The 20,148-nt window shown below is 64.5% G+C and carries 20 protein-coding genes and 1 pseudogene; 6 read left to right on the forward strand and 15 right to left on the reverse strand.

Translation table 11 applies throughout. The annotated features are described in order from the left end of the window. Positions 1–9: 9 nt before the first annotated feature. The 7 genes from der to GL4_RS16810 all read right to left on the reverse strand — a co-directional run bounded on the left by der (position 10) and on the right by GL4_RS16810 (position 7,072). Positions 10–1,380 carry a ribosome biogenesis GTPase Der gene (gene der, locus GL4_RS11750; protein WP_045367776.1) on the reverse strand — a complete coding sequence of 457 codons (1,371 nt, stop codon included), beginning with the start codon at positions 1,378–1,380 and terminating at the stop codon, positions 10–12. Positions 1,381–1,490: 110 nt separating this feature from the next. Then, positions 1,491–2,249, reverse strand: coding sequence for a tetratricopeptide repeat protein (locus tag GL4_RS11755; protein ID WP_052464430.1), 759 nt, complete (start codon positions 2,247–2,249; stop codon positions 1,491–1,493). Between the two features lie 183 nt (positions 2,250–2,432). Further along, positions 2,433–3,293, reverse strand: coding sequence for a 3-methyl-2-oxobutanoate hydroxymethyltransferase (panB, locus tag GL4_RS11760; protein WP_045367779.1), 861 nt, complete (start codon positions 3,291–3,293; stop codon positions 2,433–2,435). 123 nt (positions 3,294–3,416) lie between these two features. Further along, entirely contained in the window at positions 3,417–3,989 is a 573-nt protein-coding gene (locus GL4_RS11765) for an NnrU family protein (RefSeq protein ID WP_045367782.1), read from the reverse strand. Positions 3,990–4,104: 115 nt separating this feature from the next. Next, positions 4,105–5,076 (reverse strand): glycerophosphodiester phosphodiesterase family protein, encoded by a 972-nt coding sequence (locus GL4_RS11770; protein ID WP_045367785.1) that lies wholly within the window; start codon positions 5,074–5,076, stop codon positions 4,105–4,107. A gap of 72 nt (positions 5,077–5,148) precedes the next feature. Then, entirely contained in the window at positions 5,149–6,156 is a 1,008-nt protein-coding gene (locus GL4_RS11775) for a hypothetical protein (RefSeq protein WP_052464431.1), read from the reverse strand. 181 nt (positions 6,157–6,337) lie between these two features. Then, positions 6,338–7,072, reverse strand: a complete 735-nt coding sequence (locus tag GL4_RS16810; protein ID WP_052464433.1) for a class I SAM-dependent methyltransferase — start codon at positions 7,070–7,072, stop codon at positions 6,338–6,340. Between the two features lie 97 nt (positions 7,073–7,169). Here GL4_RS16810 and GL4_RS11785 point away from each other — a divergent pair, with 97 nt between their 5' ends. After that, positions 7,170–7,409 (forward strand): hypothetical protein, encoded by a 240-nt coding sequence (locus tag GL4_RS11785; RefSeq protein WP_045367789.1) that lies wholly within the window; start codon positions 7,170–7,172, stop codon positions 7,407–7,409. Between the two features lie 20 nt (positions 7,410–7,429). Here GL4_RS11785 and GL4_RS11790 read toward each other — a convergent pair whose 3' ends face one another. Together GL4_RS11790 and GL4_RS11795 are read right to left on the reverse strand one after the other, a co-directional pair. After that, entirely contained in the window at positions 7,430–8,764 is a 1,335-nt protein-coding gene (locus GL4_RS11790) for a hypothetical protein (protein ID WP_156137555.1), read from the reverse strand. A 226-nt stretch (positions 8,765–8,990) separates the two neighbouring features. After that, the gene (locus GL4_RS11795) at positions 8,991–9,242 is read right to left on the reverse strand and encodes a YdeI/OmpD-associated family protein (protein WP_045370033.1); all 252 of its coding nucleotides are present in this window, start codon (positions 9,240–9,242) and stop codon (positions 8,991–8,993) included. Between the two features lie 183 nt (positions 9,243–9,425). Here GL4_RS11795 and cysK point away from each other — a divergent pair, with 183 nt between their 5' ends. Next, positions 9,426–10,496: a cysteine synthase A gene (cysK, locus tag GL4_RS11800; RefSeq protein ID WP_045370035.1), complete on the forward strand. Its 1,071-nt coding sequence runs from the start codon at positions 9,426–9,428 to the stop codon at positions 10,494–10,496. Between the two features lie 43 nt (positions 10,497–10,539). Here the strand turns inward: cysK and GL4_RS18235 are convergent. Continuing rightward, positions 10,540–10,611, reverse strand: a pseudogene (locus GL4_RS18235) (GMP synthase (glutamine-hydrolyzing)); the annotation flags it as partial. Positions 10,612–10,646: 35 nt separating this feature from the next. Here GL4_RS18235 and GL4_RS11805 point away from each other — a divergent pair. After that, on the forward strand, positions 10,647–11,132 hold the full coding sequence (locus GL4_RS11805) for a YaiI/YqxD family protein (RefSeq protein ID WP_045367790.1): 486 nt from the start codon (positions 10,647–10,649) through the stop codon (positions 11,130–11,132). An 18-nt stretch (positions 11,133–11,150) separates the two neighbouring features. Here the strand turns inward: GL4_RS11805 and guaA are convergent, their stop codons facing one another. Continuing rightward, positions 11,151–12,746 (reverse strand): glutamine-hydrolyzing GMP synthase, encoded by a 1,596-nt coding sequence (gene guaA / locus GL4_RS11810; RefSeq protein ID WP_045367793.1) that lies wholly within the window; start codon positions 12,744–12,746, stop codon positions 11,151–11,153. A gap of 157 nt (positions 12,747–12,903) precedes the next feature. On the opposite strand from guaA, the gene GL4_RS16815 reads away from it, so the two are divergent. Beyond that, the gene (locus GL4_RS16815) at positions 12,904–13,926 is read left to right on the forward strand and encodes a methyltransferase (protein ID WP_052464435.1); all 1,023 of its coding nucleotides are present in this window, start codon (positions 12,904–12,906) and stop codon (positions 13,924–13,926) included. A 61-nt stretch (positions 13,927–13,987) separates the two neighbouring features. On the opposite strand, the gene GL4_RS11820 is transcribed toward GL4_RS16815, so the two are convergent. Both GL4_RS11820 and GL4_RS11825 read right to left on the reverse strand, forming a co-directional pair. Next, positions 13,988–15,283 carry an RsmB/NOP family class I SAM-dependent RNA methyltransferase gene (locus tag GL4_RS11820; RefSeq protein ID WP_045367796.1) on the reverse strand — a complete coding sequence of 432 codons (1,296 nt, stop codon included), beginning with the start codon at positions 15,281–15,283 and terminating at the stop codon, positions 13,988–13,990. Continuing rightward, positions 15,283–15,711, reverse strand: coding sequence for an MAPEG family protein (locus tag GL4_RS11825; RefSeq protein WP_045367799.1), 429 nt, complete (start codon positions 15,709–15,711; stop codon positions 15,283–15,285). The genes GL4_RS11820 and GL4_RS11825 overlap by 1 nt, the downstream gene beginning before the upstream one ends. A 246-nt stretch (positions 15,712–15,957) precedes the next feature. On the opposite strand from GL4_RS11825, the gene GL4_RS11830 reads away from it, so the two are divergent. Then, positions 15,958–16,806 (forward strand): tetratricopeptide repeat protein, encoded by an 849-nt coding sequence (locus tag GL4_RS11830; protein ID WP_172653345.1) that lies wholly within the window; start codon positions 15,958–15,960, stop codon positions 16,804–16,806. Positions 16,807–16,874: 68 nt separating this feature from the next. On the opposite strand, the gene guaB is transcribed toward GL4_RS11830, so the two are convergent. Both guaB and GL4_RS11840 read right to left on the reverse strand, forming a co-directional pair. Further along, complete coding sequence (gene guaB, locus GL4_RS11835) at positions 16,875–18,323, reverse strand: IMP dehydrogenase (protein ID WP_045367804.1); 1,449 nt, start codon at positions 18,321–18,323, stop codon at positions 16,875–16,877. A gap of 177 nt (positions 18,324–18,500) precedes the next feature. Continuing rightward, a complete protein-coding gene (locus tag GL4_RS11840) occupies positions 18,501–19,415 on the reverse strand; it encodes a LysR family transcriptional regulator (RefSeq protein WP_045367807.1) in 915 nt (304 codons plus the stop codon). A 116-nt stretch (positions 19,416–19,531) separates the two neighbouring features. Between GL4_RS11840 and GL4_RS11845 the strand changes: the two genes are divergently transcribed. Beyond that, on the forward strand, positions 19,532–20,134 hold the full coding sequence (locus GL4_RS11845; RefSeq protein WP_045367809.1) for a glutathione S-transferase family protein: 603 nt from the start codon (positions 19,532–19,534) through the stop codon (positions 20,132–20,134). Positions 20,135–20,148 lie beyond the last annotated feature (14 nt).

Below are 20,148 nucleotides of genomic sequence, written 5' to 3' on the forward strand. Positions count from 1 at the left end.
ATCTTGCCGTTACGACTTGGACTTCACGTATGGATTGTTGCCCTTCCGCAAGTTGAACCGGATCGGCACGCCGGGCAAATCGAATGTCTCGCGCAGACCGTTCACGAGATACCGGACATAGGAGTCCGGCAGCGCTTTGGGCTGGGAACAGAAGGCGACGAAGGTGGGCGGCCGCGCATTGGCCTGGGTCATGTAACGGATCTTGAGCCGGCGCCCCGCAACGGCTGGCGGGGTGTGCGCATCGATCATGGCCGCAAGCCACTCGTTGAGAGCTGCCGTCGGCAGACGCTTGTTCCAAACCTCATCGGCGGCGAGCACGGCGTCCATAAGCCGGTCGACGCCCTTGCCGCTCTGCGCCGACAGAGTCACCAAGGACACGCCTTTGACTTGAGGCAGCAGGCGCTGGCACATCTCGCGCAACTCGGCGAGTCGCGCCTGCTTGTCCTCCACGAGATCCCATTTGTTGACGGCGATGACGAGCGCGCGGCCTTCGCGGACAATCAAGTCCGCGATCTGCAGGTCCTGCTTCTCGAAGGGCTGCTCGGCATCGAGCAACAACACGACGACCTCGGCAAACTTGATCGCCCGCAGCGTATCGCCGACCGATAGCACCTCTGCGCGCGCCTCGATGCGAGCCTTGCGCCGGAGACCAGCGGTATCGAACACGCGCAACCGCCGCGACCCCCATTCGATCTCCGAGGCGATGGCATCGCGCGTGATCCCGGCCTCAGGTCCCGTGATCATCCGATCCTCGCCGAGAAGCGCATTGACCAGGGTGGATTTACCCACGTTCGGCCGTCCGGCGATAGCGATCCTTAAAGGGTACACACCCTCTTCGTCCGGCTCACCCTCCTCAGGCGCCCCGTCCTCGCCTGCTTCGGCTTGCGCATTGCGGTAGGCCTCCGCGATCGCCTCCGTCACGTCGCCGACGCCGAGACCGTGCTCGGCGGACATGGCCAGCGGCTCACCGAGCCCCAACGAGTAGGCCTCGTAGAATCCCGGCTCCGCGGCCCGGCCTTCCGACTTGTTGGCCGCGAGCACCACGGCCTTGCCGTGCTTGCGCACCAGATCGCCGAAAATCTCGTCCGCCGCCGTAACGCCCGTGCGCGCATCGATCACAAAGAGAACGAGATCCGCCTGCTCGATGGCCGCTTCGGTCTGAAGCCGCATCCGCGCGGTCAGCCCTTCGTCGCCCGACTCGAGGCCTGCGGTGTCGATGAGCGTCATCGGAAGGCCTTCGATGACGACGTCGGCTTCGCGGCGGTCACGCGTGAGGCCCGGCTGATCGTCGACCAGCGCAAGCTTCTTGCCTACGAGCCGGTTGAACAGCGTGGATTTGCCGACATTCGGCCGTCCGACAATGGCGACAGTAAAAGGCATGGCTGAGCGATCGCGGGATCCGGTGTTTCAGATGAAGGAGCACAAAGGATGCAGCACACGCAAGCAACGACAGCCAGAATGACGGTGTGGCTTGCGCCCCGCCAGAGACGCTAGTTGGTCGTCGCTTCGCTCGCCTCGGCGTCGTCGGACTTGGCATCGCCCGCACCGGCGTCGCCGGACTTGGTGTCGTCCGCCTTCGTGTCCGGGGCCGTCGCCGTCTGGCTGACAATGAGGGCGAGCAAGACGTTGGCGCGGTCGCGCATGTTACGCGGGGTCCCGGCGTCGACCAGCAAGGCGCTGAACTGATCCTCCGCGGCCTTCAGATCTCCGTTCTGATAGGCCGACAGGCCCAGCAGCTCCTTCGCCGAAAAGCGCCAAGCGCTCTTGCCGCTCGCGAGACCATCGAGGCGCTTCTGCATCTCGGCGTAGTCCGCCTGATCGAGCCGGAGCGTCGCGGCCTGTAACGTCGCCAGGCCCTTCAGAATAGCGTCGACGCGGCGATCCTTGGCCAGCGCTTCGTAGGACTCGACCGCCTTGTCCGTCTCGCCGGCCTTGGCCTGGCTCGATGCAAGCTGGAACCGTGACAGAATGGCGTAACCCGACGGGCCATCCTTGACCAACTCTTCGAACGCCTCGGTTGCCTTCTCCTGCTCGTTGGCGTTCTTCAGGGCCACCGCCGCGGTAAAGGCGTCGCCCGCCGTCTCGGCTTCGCTCTCCTGGACGTACTTCCAAATATTGTAGGCCGCCGCACCAACGATGAGCGCCACGGCGAGGCCGATGACATAGACGCCGAACCTGTCCCAAAGCGCCCTGTAGCGCTCCTGCCGAACCGCCTCGTCGACCTCGCGAATGAAACTGTTGTCAGTCATAGGGTTAAGAGCTCTTTCGGCTTTCTTCGTCGGCGCTGGCGCGCGGTTGTGCGGGGCTGCTGCGGAACCGGACGGATCGTCCGGTCTAACCCACGCCGTATAGTGAAGCCCGCTTGCTGGCGCAAGACTGAATGCCGCAGGCCAGTGTGCGCAGCCTCGCTGATCGCCACCGAACCAAAAAGGTTAACTAACTGACATCTTGAACCTTTTCAGGGCCTCGGGAACCTCTTCCAGCGTGGAATAGGTATGCTCCTCGGCTGGGAAGGCCCGCGCGCGCACGTCTCGCGCATAGGCTTTCACCGCCCCTTCCACGGCAGTCCGCAGCTCGGCGTATTCTTTCACGAACTTCGGCACCCTCGGGGAGAGCCCAAGCATGTCTTCCAGCACCAGCACCTGCCCGTCGCACTCAGGCGACGCGCCAATGCCGATTGTCGGGATCGGCACCTCTTGCGTGATACGCGCTGCCAGTCCTTCGGCCACGGCTTCGATCACCATTGCAAATGCACCCGCCTCGGCCACGGCCTGTGCATCCTTTTCGAAGCGGGCCCATTCGGCCTGGCGCCTGCCGCGGGCCGCGAAGCCACCGAGTTGATTGACCGCCTGCGGCGTCATGCCGATATGGGCCATCACCGGAATGCCGCGCGCCGTCAGGAAGGCGATCGTCTCGGCCATCTGCACGCCGCCTTCGAGCTTCACCGCACCGCAGCCCGTCTCCTTCATGACGCGGGCCGCGTTCCGGAAAGCCATGGCGGGGCTCTCTTCATAAGAACCGAAGGGCATATCGACGACAACCAGCGCTCGCTCCGAACCGCGCACGACGGCTTGGGCATGCGCGATCATCAGATCGAGCGGTACCGGCACGGTTGTCTCCAACCCGTGCATGACCATGCCGAGCGAGTCGCCCACCATGAGAATGTCCACATGCGGGTCGACCAGCGCGGCCGACTGCGCATGGTACGACGTCAGCACGACAATAGGCTCGCCGCCCTTGCGCGCGGCGATCTCCGGCGCGGTGATGCGCTTGATGGTGCTCTGATGCGACACGAGCCTTATCCTCGCAAGTTCCAGTGTTTAGAGCGTCTTATTCCATACACATAAGGATTTGTGCAGCGCAATGACAGGCCTTGGTGAAAAGGCCGCCCTTGGCCCAAAGTGCTACATCACGCCCTACATAGGCACTACCACCTTGCCGATCAGCAATGGGTGCAGCCACAGCAGGAAGACAACGTAGAACACGATGCCGAGCACCACGGCGATGATGTCGTTGCGCGGGCTTCCTGGCCCCGGCGTTTCGATCAGCTCAGTCGGCTGGCGGTGCTTGAGCGCGATCCGGTCATAGACCGCATAGGCGAGAAACGATCCGAACAGGATAATGCCGGCCAGATCGCCATTGGCCAGCAGATGCGCCAGCGCCCAGGTCTTAATCGCGGTCAGCATGGGATGCTTCACAACCGCTTTGATGCGCCCCGGCACATAGGCGGCCACCAGCAAAATGAAGGCCGGCAACATCAGCAGCATCGCCAGATGGCGCATCCAGACCGGCGGCGTCCAAATGGGAATGATGGGCGCCGAGGCGAACCCATAGACGAGCAGGATGAAACCCAGGATCGAGGCCACCGAGAAGAAGGCCTTGTAGCCGTTCTCGCCGAGCTTCTCGATCAACCCTTCGCGGACGCCCCTGAACGTGGGCAGCAGATGAATACCCAGAAAGACAACGATGCCGATAATAAGCAGCGCCATGGCAAACCTCCCTCAATCTCGCGGGGACCCTACCACGCAGGTCTAGGTGAGGCGATGAACGGATTACCGCAGTTCACGACCGCGAGCTGACGTGAGTCAGTGCCGCGCGTTGCCATTACCGCCCAACGAGCGGTGCGACGACTTCGATCCGGTCCGTAAACACGCCACCCGAATAGCCCTTGGGCAGCCGGGCAAGGTCGCCCTCGGTATCAATCCCCGTGGACCAACCGCCATGGTAATCGCCCTGGACGAAGACGCGAGAGCCCACACTGTCCATGCGATTGAGAAAGAGGTTCGGCCACCCCCACAGCCAGGGCGCCACGTTGAGCGGGACGGCGACCAATGTGTGCCGGCATGCGTCGGGAACATAGCCCGACCAGCCAAGTGCCATGTAACGCAAGAGACAGGCCTTCGCGGAAGCTTTAGATAAGGCACGAACGCCGGGCACCTTTTCGCGCAAGGAGGCGAGCGCCTCTTCGCTGCCATAAACCATCAGGCGATTCCGCTGTGCGCGTGGCAGCTGAGCAAGCCGATCGCCGAGCATGGCTCCTTCCTGCGCATCCGCGCTCTTAACATTGATGAGGAAGTCGCGGTCAGGAAACCGAGTCAGAACCTCATCGAGGCTCGGCATCATCCCTATACCCTTTCCACGAAAGGGAAACGTCTTTCCGCCGTCGGCCGTGTAGCCGTAGCCGATATCCAGAGCCTTCAATTGCTGCATGCTGTGGTCGCGGGTGACTCCCTGACCGTTCGTGCGGCAATCGAGCGTCCAGTCATGGAACACGGCAAACTTCCCGTCAGTGGTAGGGTGCACGTCGAACTCGACCGCGTCGGCGCCTAGATCGAAGGCTGCCTGCATCGAGGCGATCGTGTTCTCGAGATACGCATGGTCGGTCGGCAGCATGTGCGCCGCCGTGCACGTATCCGCCTTGAGATCCTTGCGATCGAAATTCTGCGCAAGTCCACGATGGGCCAGCAATGTGGGCGTCCCCGGCGGACGGTTGGCGAACGTCGTCGCGTTGTTCACGTAGACGAACACCATGGTCGCGACGAGCGCCAGCAGACTGTAGATGATAATTTTCCGCATCGACTCAAACAGAACTGGACGGGAGCCTGTCTAAAGCCTTGTCACAGCTCAGACAACCCATGCGGCAACAGCTTACCCCGACCTGCAGACGGGCAACGGGCGCGGCGGCGGGCTGGGGTGTGCCTTTCTATACTTGGCGATGATCGGCTCGAGTTTTTCCTTCGGCCAGAACATCGGCGAACCGATCTCACGCAAACATGTGGCGTTCCAATAGAGCCCGGCGCTCGACAGGCTCTTGCCCGCCTTCTTCGCCTCTCGCACGGCTTCGATGTCGCGCGACTCCGGATAGATGTAGACCGTCGTCGGACGATCCTTGATCATGTCCACGATCAGCTCGGAGTCTTCGGGCGTCCAGCTCGTGCAGCCATTGCTGCGGCCGGAGCTGTAATTCAAGAGATTGCCATAGGGGACGTATCCCTTCTCGTTCGCATAGGGGCTGTCGGGGTTCTTGCGCAGGCACATGCCCCGCAACAGCACGGCGGAGTGGCCTCCGATGGCCCGCTCCCGCGCATTGGCCGTGTCCCCCTCCCCTTCAAACTGCACGAAAGCGCGCAGGAGCGGCACCGACTTGCCGCGCGTCCGGTAATAGCCCTTGAACGACGTCCGCGTTTCGGCGGTGACATAGCCGCCCCCCGTCGTCAGCTTGGAACCCTCGGCATTGCTGAAGTTCTTCGCGCAACGCCGCCCGTTCGCGAAGTTCGCGCCCGGCAGCCGGCGGCCGTTGCCGTAGCCCGACGAGATTGCACGGAAGGAAAGGTCGTGCTCGCAGATGATGTAGAACCGCCGCGCCACCCCGCCGCTTCCCGAGACGCTAGGACGGGTCGCGTCCATGGCGAAGTAGCAGGGGTTCTTCGCCGAACCCTCGATGACCTTCTCCATGTAGAGGGCGCGGGCCCGCTGCAGGACGACCTTGGAAATCTGACCGTCGCCGTCCCCGACATGGGCCTGAAGCCACGGCGGGATGTCTTCGAAATGCTCCTCGGCAAGTGCGCGCGGCAAGTGGAGACAAGCCGCCATGGCGGCGGCGGCCAAAATGACCAGCAGACTGACAGCTCTCGGATTGAGAGGAATCAATCGCACCGGATTCAGTCTCCCCGTGTTTCGCACCCCTTCGATTCTGCGCGAAAAAATGCCGTCAATAGGGCATTTCACGGACGCGAATCGGGTGCGCAGAACGACCGGAGCCAATCATAACCGATTACTCCTCCGTGCAAGCCCCATCCCTTATAGAGCCGATCCATCGCAGCCGCGTTGCGATGGATCAGGACGCAAGCACATAGGTGTGCAGAGCGCCGCCGAGCACACCCCGCTCCAGGCAAAGACGCATGTCCGCGTATTTCTTCCTGACCTCGTCGAAGAAGGCAGAAGAGCGCGCGGCCCCGAGCGCCTCCCGGTTCTCGTCCATGCGCGCGAGGAAGCGGCCGTACCAGCCGATATACTCCTGATCGAGATTGACGATGCCGGTGCATGTCCAGCCCTGCAGCTCCGGCGCCTGGCGCATCTCCGCCATCGAATGCACGCTTGGGGGCAGACAGTCCGCCTCGGCAAGCGCGCCGGCGTCATACGCGATGTAGTCGAACACCGCGATTCGTGCCCGCGCATTGGCCCCCTCCCGGAAGGCGGCAAAACAGGCCTCGAGGTCGTCGCAGGCATAGAGCGAATTGAACGCGTAGATCACGTCCACTGCCGGCAGTCCCAGCTCACCCAGCTTGGTGATGTCGCCGGCGACGAACCGCCGGTCCGGGTAACGGCTGTTCGCATATCCCACAGTGTCCGCATCGAGATCGACCCCGACGACGGAAGCGCCCGCCTTCCGGCCGATGGCATCGGCCGTGGCCCCGAGCCCGCAGCCGGCATCGAGCACCGTCTCGCCCGGTGCGGGGCCGACATGCGACAACACGAGATCGATGGCATCTTCCTCGCCGGGATGAGCGAAATCGCCCCCGCGAATGCGCGCGAGGAAGGACTTGTTGTCGAAGCTGTTCATGCCGGTCATTGGGGAGATTTAACTCTCGCGTCAGCAGATGGGGATGCCCCGAACCAAGCGCGAATTGTCACTGGCCCGGCGGGGCCGAGATGGTAGCATTCGACCCATGCCGGACCTGATCAAATTCGTGGCCAAGCAATACGCGATCGGCATCGTGATGGTCGCGCTGTTCGCGGTGACGTTGCTTGTCACCGACGCTTGGGGGCTTGGTACGCTCGTGCGGTCGGACGTGACGCCCCTCACCACCGCGGTCATATTCATCGTGTTCGGCGTGATCTTGCTGTCGCCGCTCGTGGTCGGCACAGCCATCTTCCTGTCGAGAACAATTCCGGACGAGCACCGCTGAGTCTCGTCTACGCGCCGGGCCTAGCGCGCCGAGCCGACGACCGTCTTGCACAGCGGCAAATCCGACAGGGTGCGTGCAGGCGCCGACCGGTTCTTCTTCGCGTATTGGAGGAGCGCGGGCTCCAGCTTCTCCCGCGGCCAGAAATTCGGCTCGCCGATCTCTTTCAGGCACGAGGCGTTCCAATAAGCGCCCACGCGCGACGGTGACTGTCCCGCCCGCACCGCGCGGCCCACCGCGACGATGTCCTTGGCCTCCGGATAGATATAAACCGTGGTCGGACTATCCGCGATTGCCAGGAACTGATCGTCCGCGTCCTTGGGCCAGCTCGTGCAGCCGCTCGAACGGCCGGCGCTGTAGTTTATGAGCTTGCCGTAGGGCACGTAGCCGCTCTTGTCCGCATACTTGCTCGACGGCATTTTCAGCCGGCACTGCCACCGTACGATCGCCGCCGAGTGCCCGCCAATGGCGCGCGACCGCGCATTGGCCGTCTCGCCCTCGCCCGTGTACTGCACGAAGGACCGGACGAGCGGCTGATAACCGCTGCCCTCGCTGTAATAGCCCTTGAAGGAGGTGCGGGTCTCCGCGGTCATGTACCCGCCGCCGGTCGTGAGATGCGAGTTCGCTGCATTCGAGAAATTCTTCGCGCAACGAGCGTTGTTGGAGACATTGGCGACACCTTCGAAATTGCGCCCGGCCCCATGACCCGAGGCCACCGCGCGGAAGGTCTGCTTGTCCTCGCAGATGGCGTAGAAGCGTTTGGCCCCCTCGCCGGGGCGCGTCGCATCGAAGGCGAAGTAGCAGGGATTGTTGACCTTCCCGGCGCGGACCTTCGACTGATGGAAGTCGCGCGCGCGCTTCAACACCGTGGCGGATATCTGTCCCTCACCATCGCCAATATGCGGATTGAGCCAGGCAGGCACGCCGGGAATGACCGGTGCGGCAGGCTCCGGCGCAGGCGCGAGTGCCGGCCGCATCGCCGGTGCGAGCAGTGAAGGCGGCGCGGCCTGATAGGATGGCGCGGCCTGGTAGCTCGGCGCGACCGGCGCATTCGGCACGGGCATCACCGGCGACGGCGCGGCCGCGGCAGGCGCATACTGGCCGGCCGGCATTGTCTGAGGCGCCGGCGCGGCAACGGGCGCGGGCGCAGCTTGCGGCGGCGGCGCCTGGACGTCCGGCACATAACGGGACCCCGGCACGACCCGCGTCTTCGGCACGATGGTGACGGCCTGTGGCGAACCTTGCGCCGGCGCGGCGAGCCAAGGAAGCTGCTCGGCGAAGGCGGAGCCGGTAGCAAGGCAGGAGGCGAGCAGAAGCGCACCCAGGCCAAAGGCCGGGACGCAAAAACCGCTTGTCACCCGATTTGTCCCTCGCACGAGACAGGCTCCCTCAAATCGCGCAGTCCGGACCGCCTGAGATGGGCACGGCCCGGCCAAAAACCGGACGCGGACACACGCAAGGCGGGTTCATCCGCGTAGTATACCTCACTTTGCGACGTTAGAGCGGCGAGGGTTAACCTGCCGTGAACCGCGGCATTGGCCGGATGCGCGGCGCCACGCAGCAAGAAGCGGCGTTTCGGAAGGCTCAGCGGTGCGGACAGCCAGGCCAGCAACAGGGCCGGCGCTTCCCCTCGTTGAGGTTGGACCGGCCCCATTCGATGCGGCGCTCCCGCGTTTCGGCCTTCTTGGCGGACAAGATCCAGCAGATCCACTCGTTGCGGGCGAGCGGCGTGATGTCTTCCCACGTTTCCAAGGCCTTGGCGTCGGCGAGCAGCGCCTTGCGGAAATCCGCCGGCAGGTCGTGAACCACGCCGCCTGAGATGTGTCTGCCAGCCATTCCCGTCGCCTTCGTACCTAGTTGCGTCCGCTTGAGCGAACGCACGCTCGCCCGATGCGTCCAGTTTGCCCAATCCCGCCAGTTGGACAAGTGACGCCGACCTACTCAAAGCGCACCAATCGCCCTAACATGGCGCCGCTGACGCCCGGCAACCGCACCAAGAACGACGCAGAGGACGGACCGATGACCTCACGAACCACGACCGGACAAGGAAAACTCTACGAGAGCATTGTCGACACCATCGGCAATACGCCGTGCATCCGCGTGAAGCGCCTGGCGCCCGACAATGTGCGGCTCTACGTCAAGGCCGAGTTCTTCAACCCGGCGGCGTCCGTGAAGGACCGCCTGGCGATCAGCATCATCGAAGAGGCCGAGAAGCGCGGCGACCTCAAGCCGGGCCAGACCGTGGTCGAGGCCACGAGCGGCAATACCGGTATCGGCCTCGCCATGGTGTGCGCCGCCAAGGGCTATCCGCTGGTGGTCACCATGGCCGAAAGCTTCTCCATCGAGCGGCGCAAGCTCATGCGCTTCCTCGGCGCCAAGGTGGTCCTGACCCCGAAAGAGCTCAAAGGCTTCGGCATGTATCAAAAGGCCGTCGAACTCGCGAAGGAACACGGCTGGTTCCTCGCCCATCAGTTCGAGACGCCTGACAACGCGCTCATCCACGCGAACACGACGGCGCGGGAAATCCTCGCCGACTTCGACGGCGAGCGTCTCGACTATTTCGTCAGCGGCTACGGCACGGGCGGCACGGTGGCCGGCGTCGGCCGCGTGCTGCGGAAAGAACGCCCGGACACGAAGATTATCCTCAGCGAGCCGGCCAACGCGCAGCTTGTCGGCAGCGGCATCCCCCAGGAGCGCGGACCCGACGGCGCGCCGAGCGTCGGCCACTCCGCCTTCGAACCGCACCCCATCCAGGGCTGGACGCCCGACTTCATTCCCCTCGTGCTGCAGGAAGCCGTCGACAAGAAGTATTACGACGAACTCATTCCCGTCGCAGGGCCCACCGCCATCGAATGGTCGCGGAAACTCGCGGCGCAGGAAGGCATCCTGACGGGCATCTCAGGCGGCGGCACCTTCGCCATCGCCCACCAGATCGCCGAGCAGGCGGAGGACGGCGCCGTCATCCTCGCCATGCTGCCCGACACGGGCGAGCGCTATCTCTCGACGCCGCTGTTCGCGGAGATCGAAGAAGTGATGGCCGAGGACGAACGCGCCCTCATGAAGTCCACGCCGGGGTATCAGATGGCTTAGGGGTTGAGGGCGGACACGCCTTCTTCAAGTTAGCCCGCCTCTGCTCCCACTCACTGGTCCCGGGCGGCTTTGAGGTGATGTCGCAAACCACGCGGTTGATCCCGCGCACCGCGTTGCCGTTGCGGGGGCGCGGCTGCTAAACATCCGGCCATGTGTGAGCCCATCCTGATCCTCGTCGATGCCGATGCCTGTCCCGTAAAAGACGAGGTTTTTCGGGTCACCGCGAGATACGCGGTCAAGACCATCGTCGTTTCCAACGCCTATATGATGCTGCCGAAGGACGCGAACATCGAGCGCGTGGTCGTCGATCAGGGCCTCGACGTTGCCGATGATTGGATCGCGGAGCGGGCCCGCCCCGGCGTGATCGTGGTGACAAACGACGTGCCACTCGCCCATCGGGCCGTAACGGCAAGGGCCGAGGCCATCGCGCCGAACGGCAAAGCCTTCACCGACGCATCCATCGGCATGACCCTCGCCATGCGCGATCTGATGACCGATTTGCGCTCGGCGGGCGAGATCACGGGCGGGCCGCGCCCGTTCTCGAAGGCGGACCGCTCGGCCTTCCTGCAGGCGCTCGATGCGGCCATCGTGCGTCTGAAGCGTGAGGGACACCCTACAGAGCAGTCGGGCGCGTAGCACTACCGCCGAAGGCGGTCACTCCCACTCGATGGTGCCGGGCGGCTTTGAGGTGATGTCGTAGACCACGCGGTTGATGCCGCGCACCTCGTTGATGATGCGCGTGGCGGTGCGCCCCAGAAAGTCGTGGGAGAAGTCGAAATAGTCCGCCGTCATCCCGTCCGTCGAGGTGACGGCGCGCAGCGCGCAGACGAAGTCGTAGGTGCGCGCGTCGCCCATGACGCCCACAGTGCGCACGGGCAGCAGCACGGCGAAGGCCTGCCAGATCGTGTCGTAGAGCCCGGCGTTGCGGATCTCTTCCAGATAGATTGCGTCGGCGGCGCGCAGGATCTCCAGCTTCTCTTGGGTGATCTCGCCGGGGATGCGGATGGCGAGGCCCGGCCCCGGAAACGGGTGGCGCCCGACGAAGGTCTCGGGCAGGCCGAGCTCGCGCCCGAGCTCCCGCACCTCGTCCTTGAACAGCATGCGCAAGGGCTCGACGAGCTTCAGCTTCATGGTTTCGGGGAGCCCGCCCACATTGTGGTGCGACTTGATGGTGACGGAAGGCCCGCCCGTCGCCGAGACGCTCTCGATCACGTCCGGATAGAGCGTGCCTTGGGCGAGGAACTGCGCGTCCTCGAGCTTTTCGGATTCCTCCTCGAACACCTCGATAAACAGCCGCCCGATGATCTTGCGCTTGGCTTCGGGGTCGGAGATGCCGTCGAGCGCGCGCAAGAACCGCTCGGACGCATCCACGTGCACGAGCGGAATGTTGTAGTGCCCGCGGAACAGTTCGACGACCTGTTTGGCCTCGTCTTTGCGCAGCAGACCGTGGTCCACGAAGATGCAGGTGAGCTGATCGCCGATGGCCTCGTGGATCAGAAGCGCCGCGACGGACGAATCCACGCCGCCCGACAGCCCGCACACGACCCTTCCCGAACCGACTTGACTGCGGATGCGCTGCACTTCCGCCTCGCGGAACTGGGCCATGCTCCAGTCGCCGTGGCAACCGCCGATCTTCCGCACGAACGTCTCGATGATCGCCGCGCCCTTCGGCGTATGCACCACCTCGGGGTGGAACTGCACGCCGTAGAGCTTGCGGGTATCGTCGGCGATGGCCGCGAACGGCGCGCCGGTGGAGACGCCCACGGCGCGGAAGCCATCCGGCAGCGCGGTGACTCGGTCGCCATGGCTCATCCAGACCTGCGCCCGTTCTCCTTCCGCAAACACGCCGTCGAACAGGGCGGTGTCGGCCACGACCTCGAGCTCCGCCCGGCCGAATTCGCGTTCGTGCCCGGCTTCCACCTGTCCGCCGAGCGCCGCCACCATGGCCTGTTCGCCGTAGCAGATGCCGAGCACGGGCACACCGGCGGCGAAGATGGCATCCGGCGCCCGGGGCGTGCCGGTCTCATGCACGGACGCCGGTCCCCCCGACAGGATGATGGCCTTAGGCGTCGCCGCGGCCAGGACCGCTTCGGCCTTGTCGAAGGGAACGATTTCCGAATAGACGCCCGCTTCGCGCACGCGCCGGGCGATCAGCTGGGTCACCTGGCTGCCGAAATCGACGATCAGCACCCAATCCTCAGTGCCTTCGATGGGGTCTTGGTGTGCGGTGTCTTGATCCATGTGCGCCATTGTCCGTTTCGCCGGTTCGGCCTGATTGGCCGCCGTTATAGCAGGAGTCTCTGGGAGGCCAGGGGTTTCGCACCCGGTTCTTGTGAGTTTTCCGCTCGGAATGCCGCGCCATTGCCCCTATCAAGGGCGCAGGACACCGGCCGGGGAGAACAGCCGCATGGACGAGACGGAGCAGCGCGAGATCGAGGAGCGGCTGAAGGACAGGATAGCCGCCTACCACGAAGCGGCCCTGCTCTTCACCGCGGTCACGGCCGGCCTGCCCGATCTCCTGAAAGCCGAGCCGCGCACCCCCGAGGCCCTCGCCTCCGATCTGGGGCTCGCGGCCGGTCCCATGCGGCGCTTCCTGCGCGGGCTCGTGGCGATGCGGCTGTGCGAGGAGCGGGACGACGGCCGCTTCGCGCTGACGCCCGCCGCCGAATGCCTCACCTACGGCCATCCCTCGAACCTCAGCGAGAAGGCCTTCGTCGTCGTGGGCCAATATTGGATGCCCTGGATGTCGATGATGTACGCGCTGCGCACGGGCGAGCCCTCCCTCCCCTTCGCCCTCAACAAGACGGCGGCCGACTGGCGCGGCGCCAAATCCGACGAAGGCCGGTTCCTGTTCCGCTACGTGGCCAAGGAGGAGCTGGCCAATCCGGGTGGAGTGCAGGAAGCCTTGGGCGACGTCGCCGACAGCGCGGTGATCGCGAGCATTGGTGGCGGCTACGGCGCCTGGCTGGCCGGCGTGCTCGAGCGCGATCCCGCGCTCAAGGGCATCGTCTTCGACGCACCGCCCGTGCTGGACGATGCCATGCGGCTGTTCGATGTCCTGGAGTTCGCTGACCGGATCGAGTTCCTCCCCGGCGATGCCCGCGACGAGGTTCCTCCCGGCGCCGACATCTATGTCCTGAAGAGCGTGCTCCAGCAGCACGGCGATAAGGACGCCGCCGCGATCCTGGAGAACTGTCACCGGGCTATGGCGGCTGGCGCGCGGCTGGTCATCTACGAACGGCTGATGCCCGAAGACCCGAACGAAGACCCAGAAGCGATCATGACCGACCTCCACATGATGGCGATCACGGGCGGCAAAACGCGCACCCTTGCGGAGATGGAAACCTTGATCTCAGACGCCGGCCTCAGGGTCGCCGGACACCGCAACACGGCCAATGGCATGACCGCGCTCGACGTCCGCACCCTCTGAATCAAAGTCGCAAGATTGGGCGCCAACCGATTCAAAGGAATCGGGAATCTCGCAGCGGGCCTCAAGCCTGCCGTTCGAGCGTGGCCACGAAAAAGCCGTCCGTTCCATGGCTGCGCGGGGTCATCAGCAGCGTCTCGTCGGACCCGTCCGCGGAGGCCGGCGCGTCTGCCTGGATCGAGCTCTCCCACACCGCGCGCCAGGGCTTCAGCACGAAGTCCGGATGGCGCTCCAGGAAGCCGTCGACCTGCTCGCGGTTCTCGCCCGGCAGCACCGAACACGTAATGTAGGTGAGCCTGCCGCCGGGCTTCACGAGGCCGGCGCCCGCGTCCAGCACCGCCGCCTGGTCCGCCATGCGCGCCGAAAGCATCTCGGGCGTCAGGCGCCATTTGGCGTCCGGCCGCCGCCGCCAGGTTCCCGAGCCCGTGCACGGCGCGTCGATGACGACCCGGTCCATCCGGCCCTTCAGAGGCGCTAGCCCCGCTTCGACCCCGCCTTCGAGCACTTGCACGTTGCGGGCGCCCGCGCGCCGCAAGCGGTCGAAGATGGGGCGCAGCCGCAGACGGTTCGCATCGTAGGCATAGAGCTGGCCGGTGTTCTCCATCGCCGCCGCCAGCGCCAAGGTCTTCCCGCCCGCGCCGGCGCACAGGTCGATGACCTGCTCGCGGGGTCCCGCGCCGGTCATGGCGGCCGCGATCTGGGAGCCCTCGTCCTGGACCTCGAGCCACCCCTTTCCATGGGCGGCGTCAGCCTCCACATGGGGCGTCCGCGCCGACCCTTGCCGGGGCGCGATGCGCAAGCCCTGCGGCGCATAAGTGGTTGGCTGCGGCGTGAAGCGTGCCAATGCTTTCAACACCTTGTCACGGTTTGCTTTAAGCGTGTTCACCCGCAGATCGACCGGCGCGCGCACAGAGAGCGCCGCGCCTTCGGCCGCCGCGTCCTCACCGAAGACACCTGCGAACGAGCCCTCCAGCCAATCAGGATAGTCACCGCGCACCCAGGCAGGAAGTTCCGGTGACAGCGCGCGCGAAAGCCCGGCCCGCTCCGCATTGGTCAAAGGCTCGGGCGCAAAACGGCTGCCGTCGAAGAGCGCATCCACGCTGTCGGGGCTCATCCCCCAGGCGCTCACAAGGGCCCGCAGGACGAGCGCGCGAGGGCCGTCGTCTTCCATGGCCGCGCCAAGAGACGCGCGCTGCCGCAGGCAATCGAACACGAGGCTGCCGATCGCAGCCCGGTCGCCGGATCCGGCGAAGCGATGGGCGCTCCCCCAATCCTTCAGCGCCTCGGAAGCCGGCCGCTTGCGTGCCTCCAAGTCGGTCAGCACCTCGATGGCGGCGCTTGCTCGTCCCGCCGGTGTCATCAGTTCGTCTGAAACACGAGGATCCGGCCGGCGATGAGGACCCACATCAGCGCCAGCGCGACGGCGCCGAGCAGGAACATGGGCGTCCGATGCGCGAGCCTGTTGCTCGTCACATGGATCGCGGTGTGGCCGATCCGGGAAAGGGTGAACATCCACATGAGCACATAGACCGTCGTGTCGAGGGTCTTGGTCATGAAGCCGAGCAGCACAACGACGTAGAACAGCGTGGGCATCTCCATGGCATTGTGGAAGGCATTGCTGACCTGTTGCACGTAAGGGGGCCAATCGGCCTGGCGCGAGGCCGCCACCTCGGGGTGCACATCGCCCTTACGGATGGCCCGGAGCCGCAAGATGATCATCCAGAACAGCAGGGCAAAGGTTAGCGCGACCTGCAGAAACATGGGCAGTAGTATGGCTGCGAGCGACATGAGCTTTCCTTTTGGGATTCTTTGCGCGTAGCGATCCGCGCAGTTCGCGCGCCTCGCGCTCTTATACTCCGCCAGCGCCACAGTTGTAGATACGCTCTTCTTTCGAGGTATCGCGCCGTCCTCTGACCCTAAGGCATGCCAAAATGTCCGGGAAACATGGAGGGATGTTCAATTGACGGGACGCTTCCGCCCCTTTTAAACGTACATAAAACAGCAAAGCTCAAAGAGTCTCTAAGGAGGATTTCCATGCGCATCCGCGCTTTTCCAATGTTTTCCGTCGGAGCTGCGCTCGCGGCCGGGCTTCTCACCGCTGCGCTTCTCGCGCACCCCGCAGCCGCCGAGGACGGCACGTCCTCGGATCCCTGCTTCGACGGCAAACTGAGCATCAAGGAGGTACTGGACGCCTGCCAAGCCTTCATCGACGAGGGCAGCGACGACAAAACGCTCCTCATACGCGCCCATAGCGTGCGCGCCATGGGGCTCTCGGCCACAGGCAATCTCGATGAGGCCATGGTCGACATTAACGCCGCTGTCGAGATCGATCCGAAGCGCGCCAACAGCTATTTCATGCGCGCGGCCGCCTACGACGCGATGAACGACTACGACAACGCGATCGAGGATCTGGACCAGGCCATCGAGTTGAAGGACGACGACGCGGATTACTATCTGCTGCGCGGCCTCGTCTACAGCCGCAAGAACGATCTCGACGCCGCGCTGATCAACTTGAACAAGAAGGTCGAGTTGGACCCGAAGGCCATCAACGGCTATTCGAGCCGCGGCGAGATCCATCGCAAGCGTAAGGATTACGATGAGTCGATCGCCGACTATACGAAGGTGATCGAGCTCGATCCCGAGACCGCGAAAGGCTATGTCGATCGCGGCTGGGTCTATGTCCTAAGCGACGATCTCGACAAGGCGGGCCCCGACTTCGACACGGCGTTGAAGATTCAGGGGAACAACGCGATGGCTCTGGTCGGCCGGGGCGTCGTGAAAAGCCGGACGGGCAAGCCTACGGACGGCAGCGCAGACCTGAGGATGGCCGAGAAGCTCGAGCCGGGTGTCTTTGATCAGGTGCGCGCGATGGGCGTCAAATAGTGGCGATGAACCAGCAAGCACCAAGATGAGCGCACGGCTGCAAGAGCCGCCGCTCAAATGGCGTTAGCCTAGCTCTCCCGCGGATAGTTCGGCGATTCCCGCGTGATGGTCACATCGTGGACGTGGCTCTCGCGGAAGCTCGCCGTCGAGATGCGGATAAACTTCGTGCGGTCCTGGAAATCTGGAATGGTGCGTGAGCCCGTATAGCCCATGGAGGCCCGCAAGCCGCCCATGAGCTGGTGCAGCACGCTGGCCGCGGGGCCCTTATAGGGCACCTGACCCTCGATGCCCTCGGGCACCAGCTTCAGCGTGTCCTTGATTTCCTGCTGGAAGTAGCGGTCGGCAGAGCCGCGCGCCATGGCGCTGATCGAGCCCATGCCCCGATAGGACTTGTACGACCGCCCCTGGTAGAGAAACACCTCGCCCGGGCTTTCATCCGTACCGGCGAGCAGCGAGCCCAGCATCACGCAGTCCGCGCCCGCGGCGAGCGCCTTGGCCATGTCGCCCGAATAACGGATGCCGCCGTCGGAGATCACGGGCACGCCCGCTTTCTTGGCCTCCTCGACCGACTCCAGCAATGCGCTGAACTGCGGCACGCCCACGCCGGCGACGATACGCGTGGTGCAGATCGACCCCGGGCCGATGCCAACCTTGATCGCATCCGCGCCCGCGTCGATAAGCGCCTTGGTGCCCTCAGCCGTTGCGACGTTGCCCGCCACGACCTGCACCGCATTCGACACCCGCTTGATGCGCCCCACCTGATCCAGAACCAGCCGCGAATGGCCGTGGGCGGTATCCACGACAATGAGATCGACCCCGGCGTCGATGAGCTGCTCGGCGCGCTCGAACCCGCTGTCGCCCACACTCGTGGCGGCAGCCACACGCAAGCGCCCCTGGTCGTCCTTGCACGCGTCCGGATGGGCGCGCGCCTTCTCGATGTCCTTCACCGTGATGAGGCCGATACAGCGATAGTCGTCGTCGACCACGAGCAGTTTCTCGATCCGGTGGTGATGGAGCAGCCGCTTGGCCTCTTCCATATCCACGTTCTCCTTCACCGTGACCAGATCCTTGGTCATCAGCTCGGAGATGGGCTGCTCTTCGTTCGTGGCGAAACGCACATCCCGGTTGGTTACGATGCCCACGAGCCGGCCGGTGTCGGGCTCAACCACGGGGATGCCGGAGATGCTGTAGCGGGACATCAGCCCCAACGCCTCGGCCAGACGCGCACCGGGACTGGTCGTGACAGGATTGACGACCATGCCGGACTCGAACTTCTTCACCTGCGCCACCTCGGCGGCCTGCAGGTCCGCATCCATGTTGCGGTGAATCACGCCGATGCCGCCGGCCTGAGCCATGGCGATCGCAAGGCGCGCCTCGGTGACCGTGTCCATCGCCGATGACAGGATCGGAATATTTACGGAAATCGATTTGGTAACTTTCGAGGCGACTTCAACCTCGTTCGGCAGAACCTCCGACGGCCCAGGGCGGATCAGCACATCGTCGAAGGTGAGCGCCATGGCGCTGTCGGGAAAGCGGGAATTTTCGTGTGAAGACTGCCCGTCAGGCATAGGCCAACCTCTCTTGGATATGAAACGCCCGCGTGGCGGCGGAGCCGAACGCGGGGCCGGTTGACGCGGTTCCATAGCAGCTTGCCCCGCCGTTGGAAAGTCACGGCGGGCCGTTACCCTCAGACTTCAGAGCGCCTTGAGAGCCTTGCGTAACAATGGCGCCGCAATCTCCGAAAACGCCTGGACCTTCGGCTGCGGCAAACGGTCCTCCCGGTGCACGAGGCTGACCGGCAGCGGTTCCGGTTCGAAGTCCTCGAGGATCCGGCGCAACGACCCGTCCTTCAAAGCCGCCTGCGCCTGATAGGACAGAACCCGCACGATACCGAGACCCGACACAGCGGCGTCAATGCCCGTCTCGGCCGTGTTCACGATCAAGCGCGGCTCGACCGGGACGTTTTGGGCCTTCCGCTTCTCCTGACCGCCGCTTCCGGGAAATCCCCAGCGATCGGGCTGGGAGAACGAGGTGAAGGTGATGCAGGAATGGTCGAGCAGTGCTCTCGGCTCGGCGGGCTCGCCGGCGGCCTCCAGATAGGCGGGACTTGCGCAGCAGATCAGCCGAACTGTGCCTAGGGTGGTGGCGCGCATGGCCGAATCCGGGAGACGGCCAATGCGGATCCCGAGATCGAGCCCCTCCTCGACGAGATTGACCACCCGGTTCACCAGAAGCATGCGCGCGGTCATCCGCGGATAGGCGTCAAGATAGGCGCTCACCACAGGACGCACATGCAGGCGGCCGAACAGGCTTGGCGCCGTCAGGGCCAACAGGCCGCGGGGTTCCGTCTTCTCGCCGGCCAAATGTCGTTCGGCCATGTCGAGGTCGCCGAGAACCCGGCGGCAGGTCTCCAAATAGGCTTGACCAGGCTCCGTCAGAGCCAGACGCCGCGTGGTTCGGGTGACAAGACGCGTGTTGAGGTCCTCTTCCAGCGCCTTGAGGTGGCGGCTCACCGTGGTCAGCGGCATGCCGAGCCGTTCGCCGGCCGCCGAAAGAGAGCCTGCGTCGGCAATGGCCACGAACACCCGGATTGCGCCCAGCCGATCCATCTATTCTCCCAATTTTTGGAACAATATATCTTCTATTTCCTCCATACCGCAAAAAACCGGAATAAGCCATATGAGGGACGACACACCGCAGCCACGCCGCTGGAAGGGAACGCTCAATGACCGCTCGCACGCTGTACGACATGGAACTCTCGGGGAATTGCTACAAAGTCCGGCTCTTTTGCGCCCTGCTCGGACTGGACGTCGCGCTGGAACCGGTCGACCTAATGGCGGGAGCGCATAAGCAAAGCCCGTTCATCGACCTCAACCCGTTCGGCCAGGTTCCCGTCCTTCAAGACGGCGACGTCCTCTTGCGCGACTCCCAGGCCATCCTCGTCTACCTCGCCCGCAAATATGGCGGCGAGAACTGGCTGCCCACGGACCCGGTCGGCATGGCGAGCGTGGTGAACTGGCTGATGGTGGCGGAGAACGAAATCGCCCGCGGGCCCGGTGATGCGCGTCTCCGGGACAAGTTCGGCTTCCCCGTCGACGGCCACAAGGCCCGCGAGAACGCAGCACAGATTCTCGGGCTGCTCGAGGCGCGCCTTTCGCAGAATGAATGGCTGGCGCTTGACCGGCCGACCATCGCCGACATCGCGTGCATGCCCTATGTGGCCCTGGGCCATGAAGGCGGCGTCCCGCTCGATAGCTACCCTGCGATCCAAGCCTGGGTCGGCCGCATCAAGGCCCTGCCCGGCTTCGTCTCCATGCCGGCGCTCTAGGCCACCCATGCGCA

The organism is Methyloceanibacter caenitepidi, assembly GCF_000828475.1.
In the GTDB taxonomy this organism is placed as follows: Bacteria; Pseudomonadota; Alphaproteobacteria; order Rhizobiales; family Methyloligellaceae; genus Methyloceanibacter; species Methyloceanibacter caenitepidi.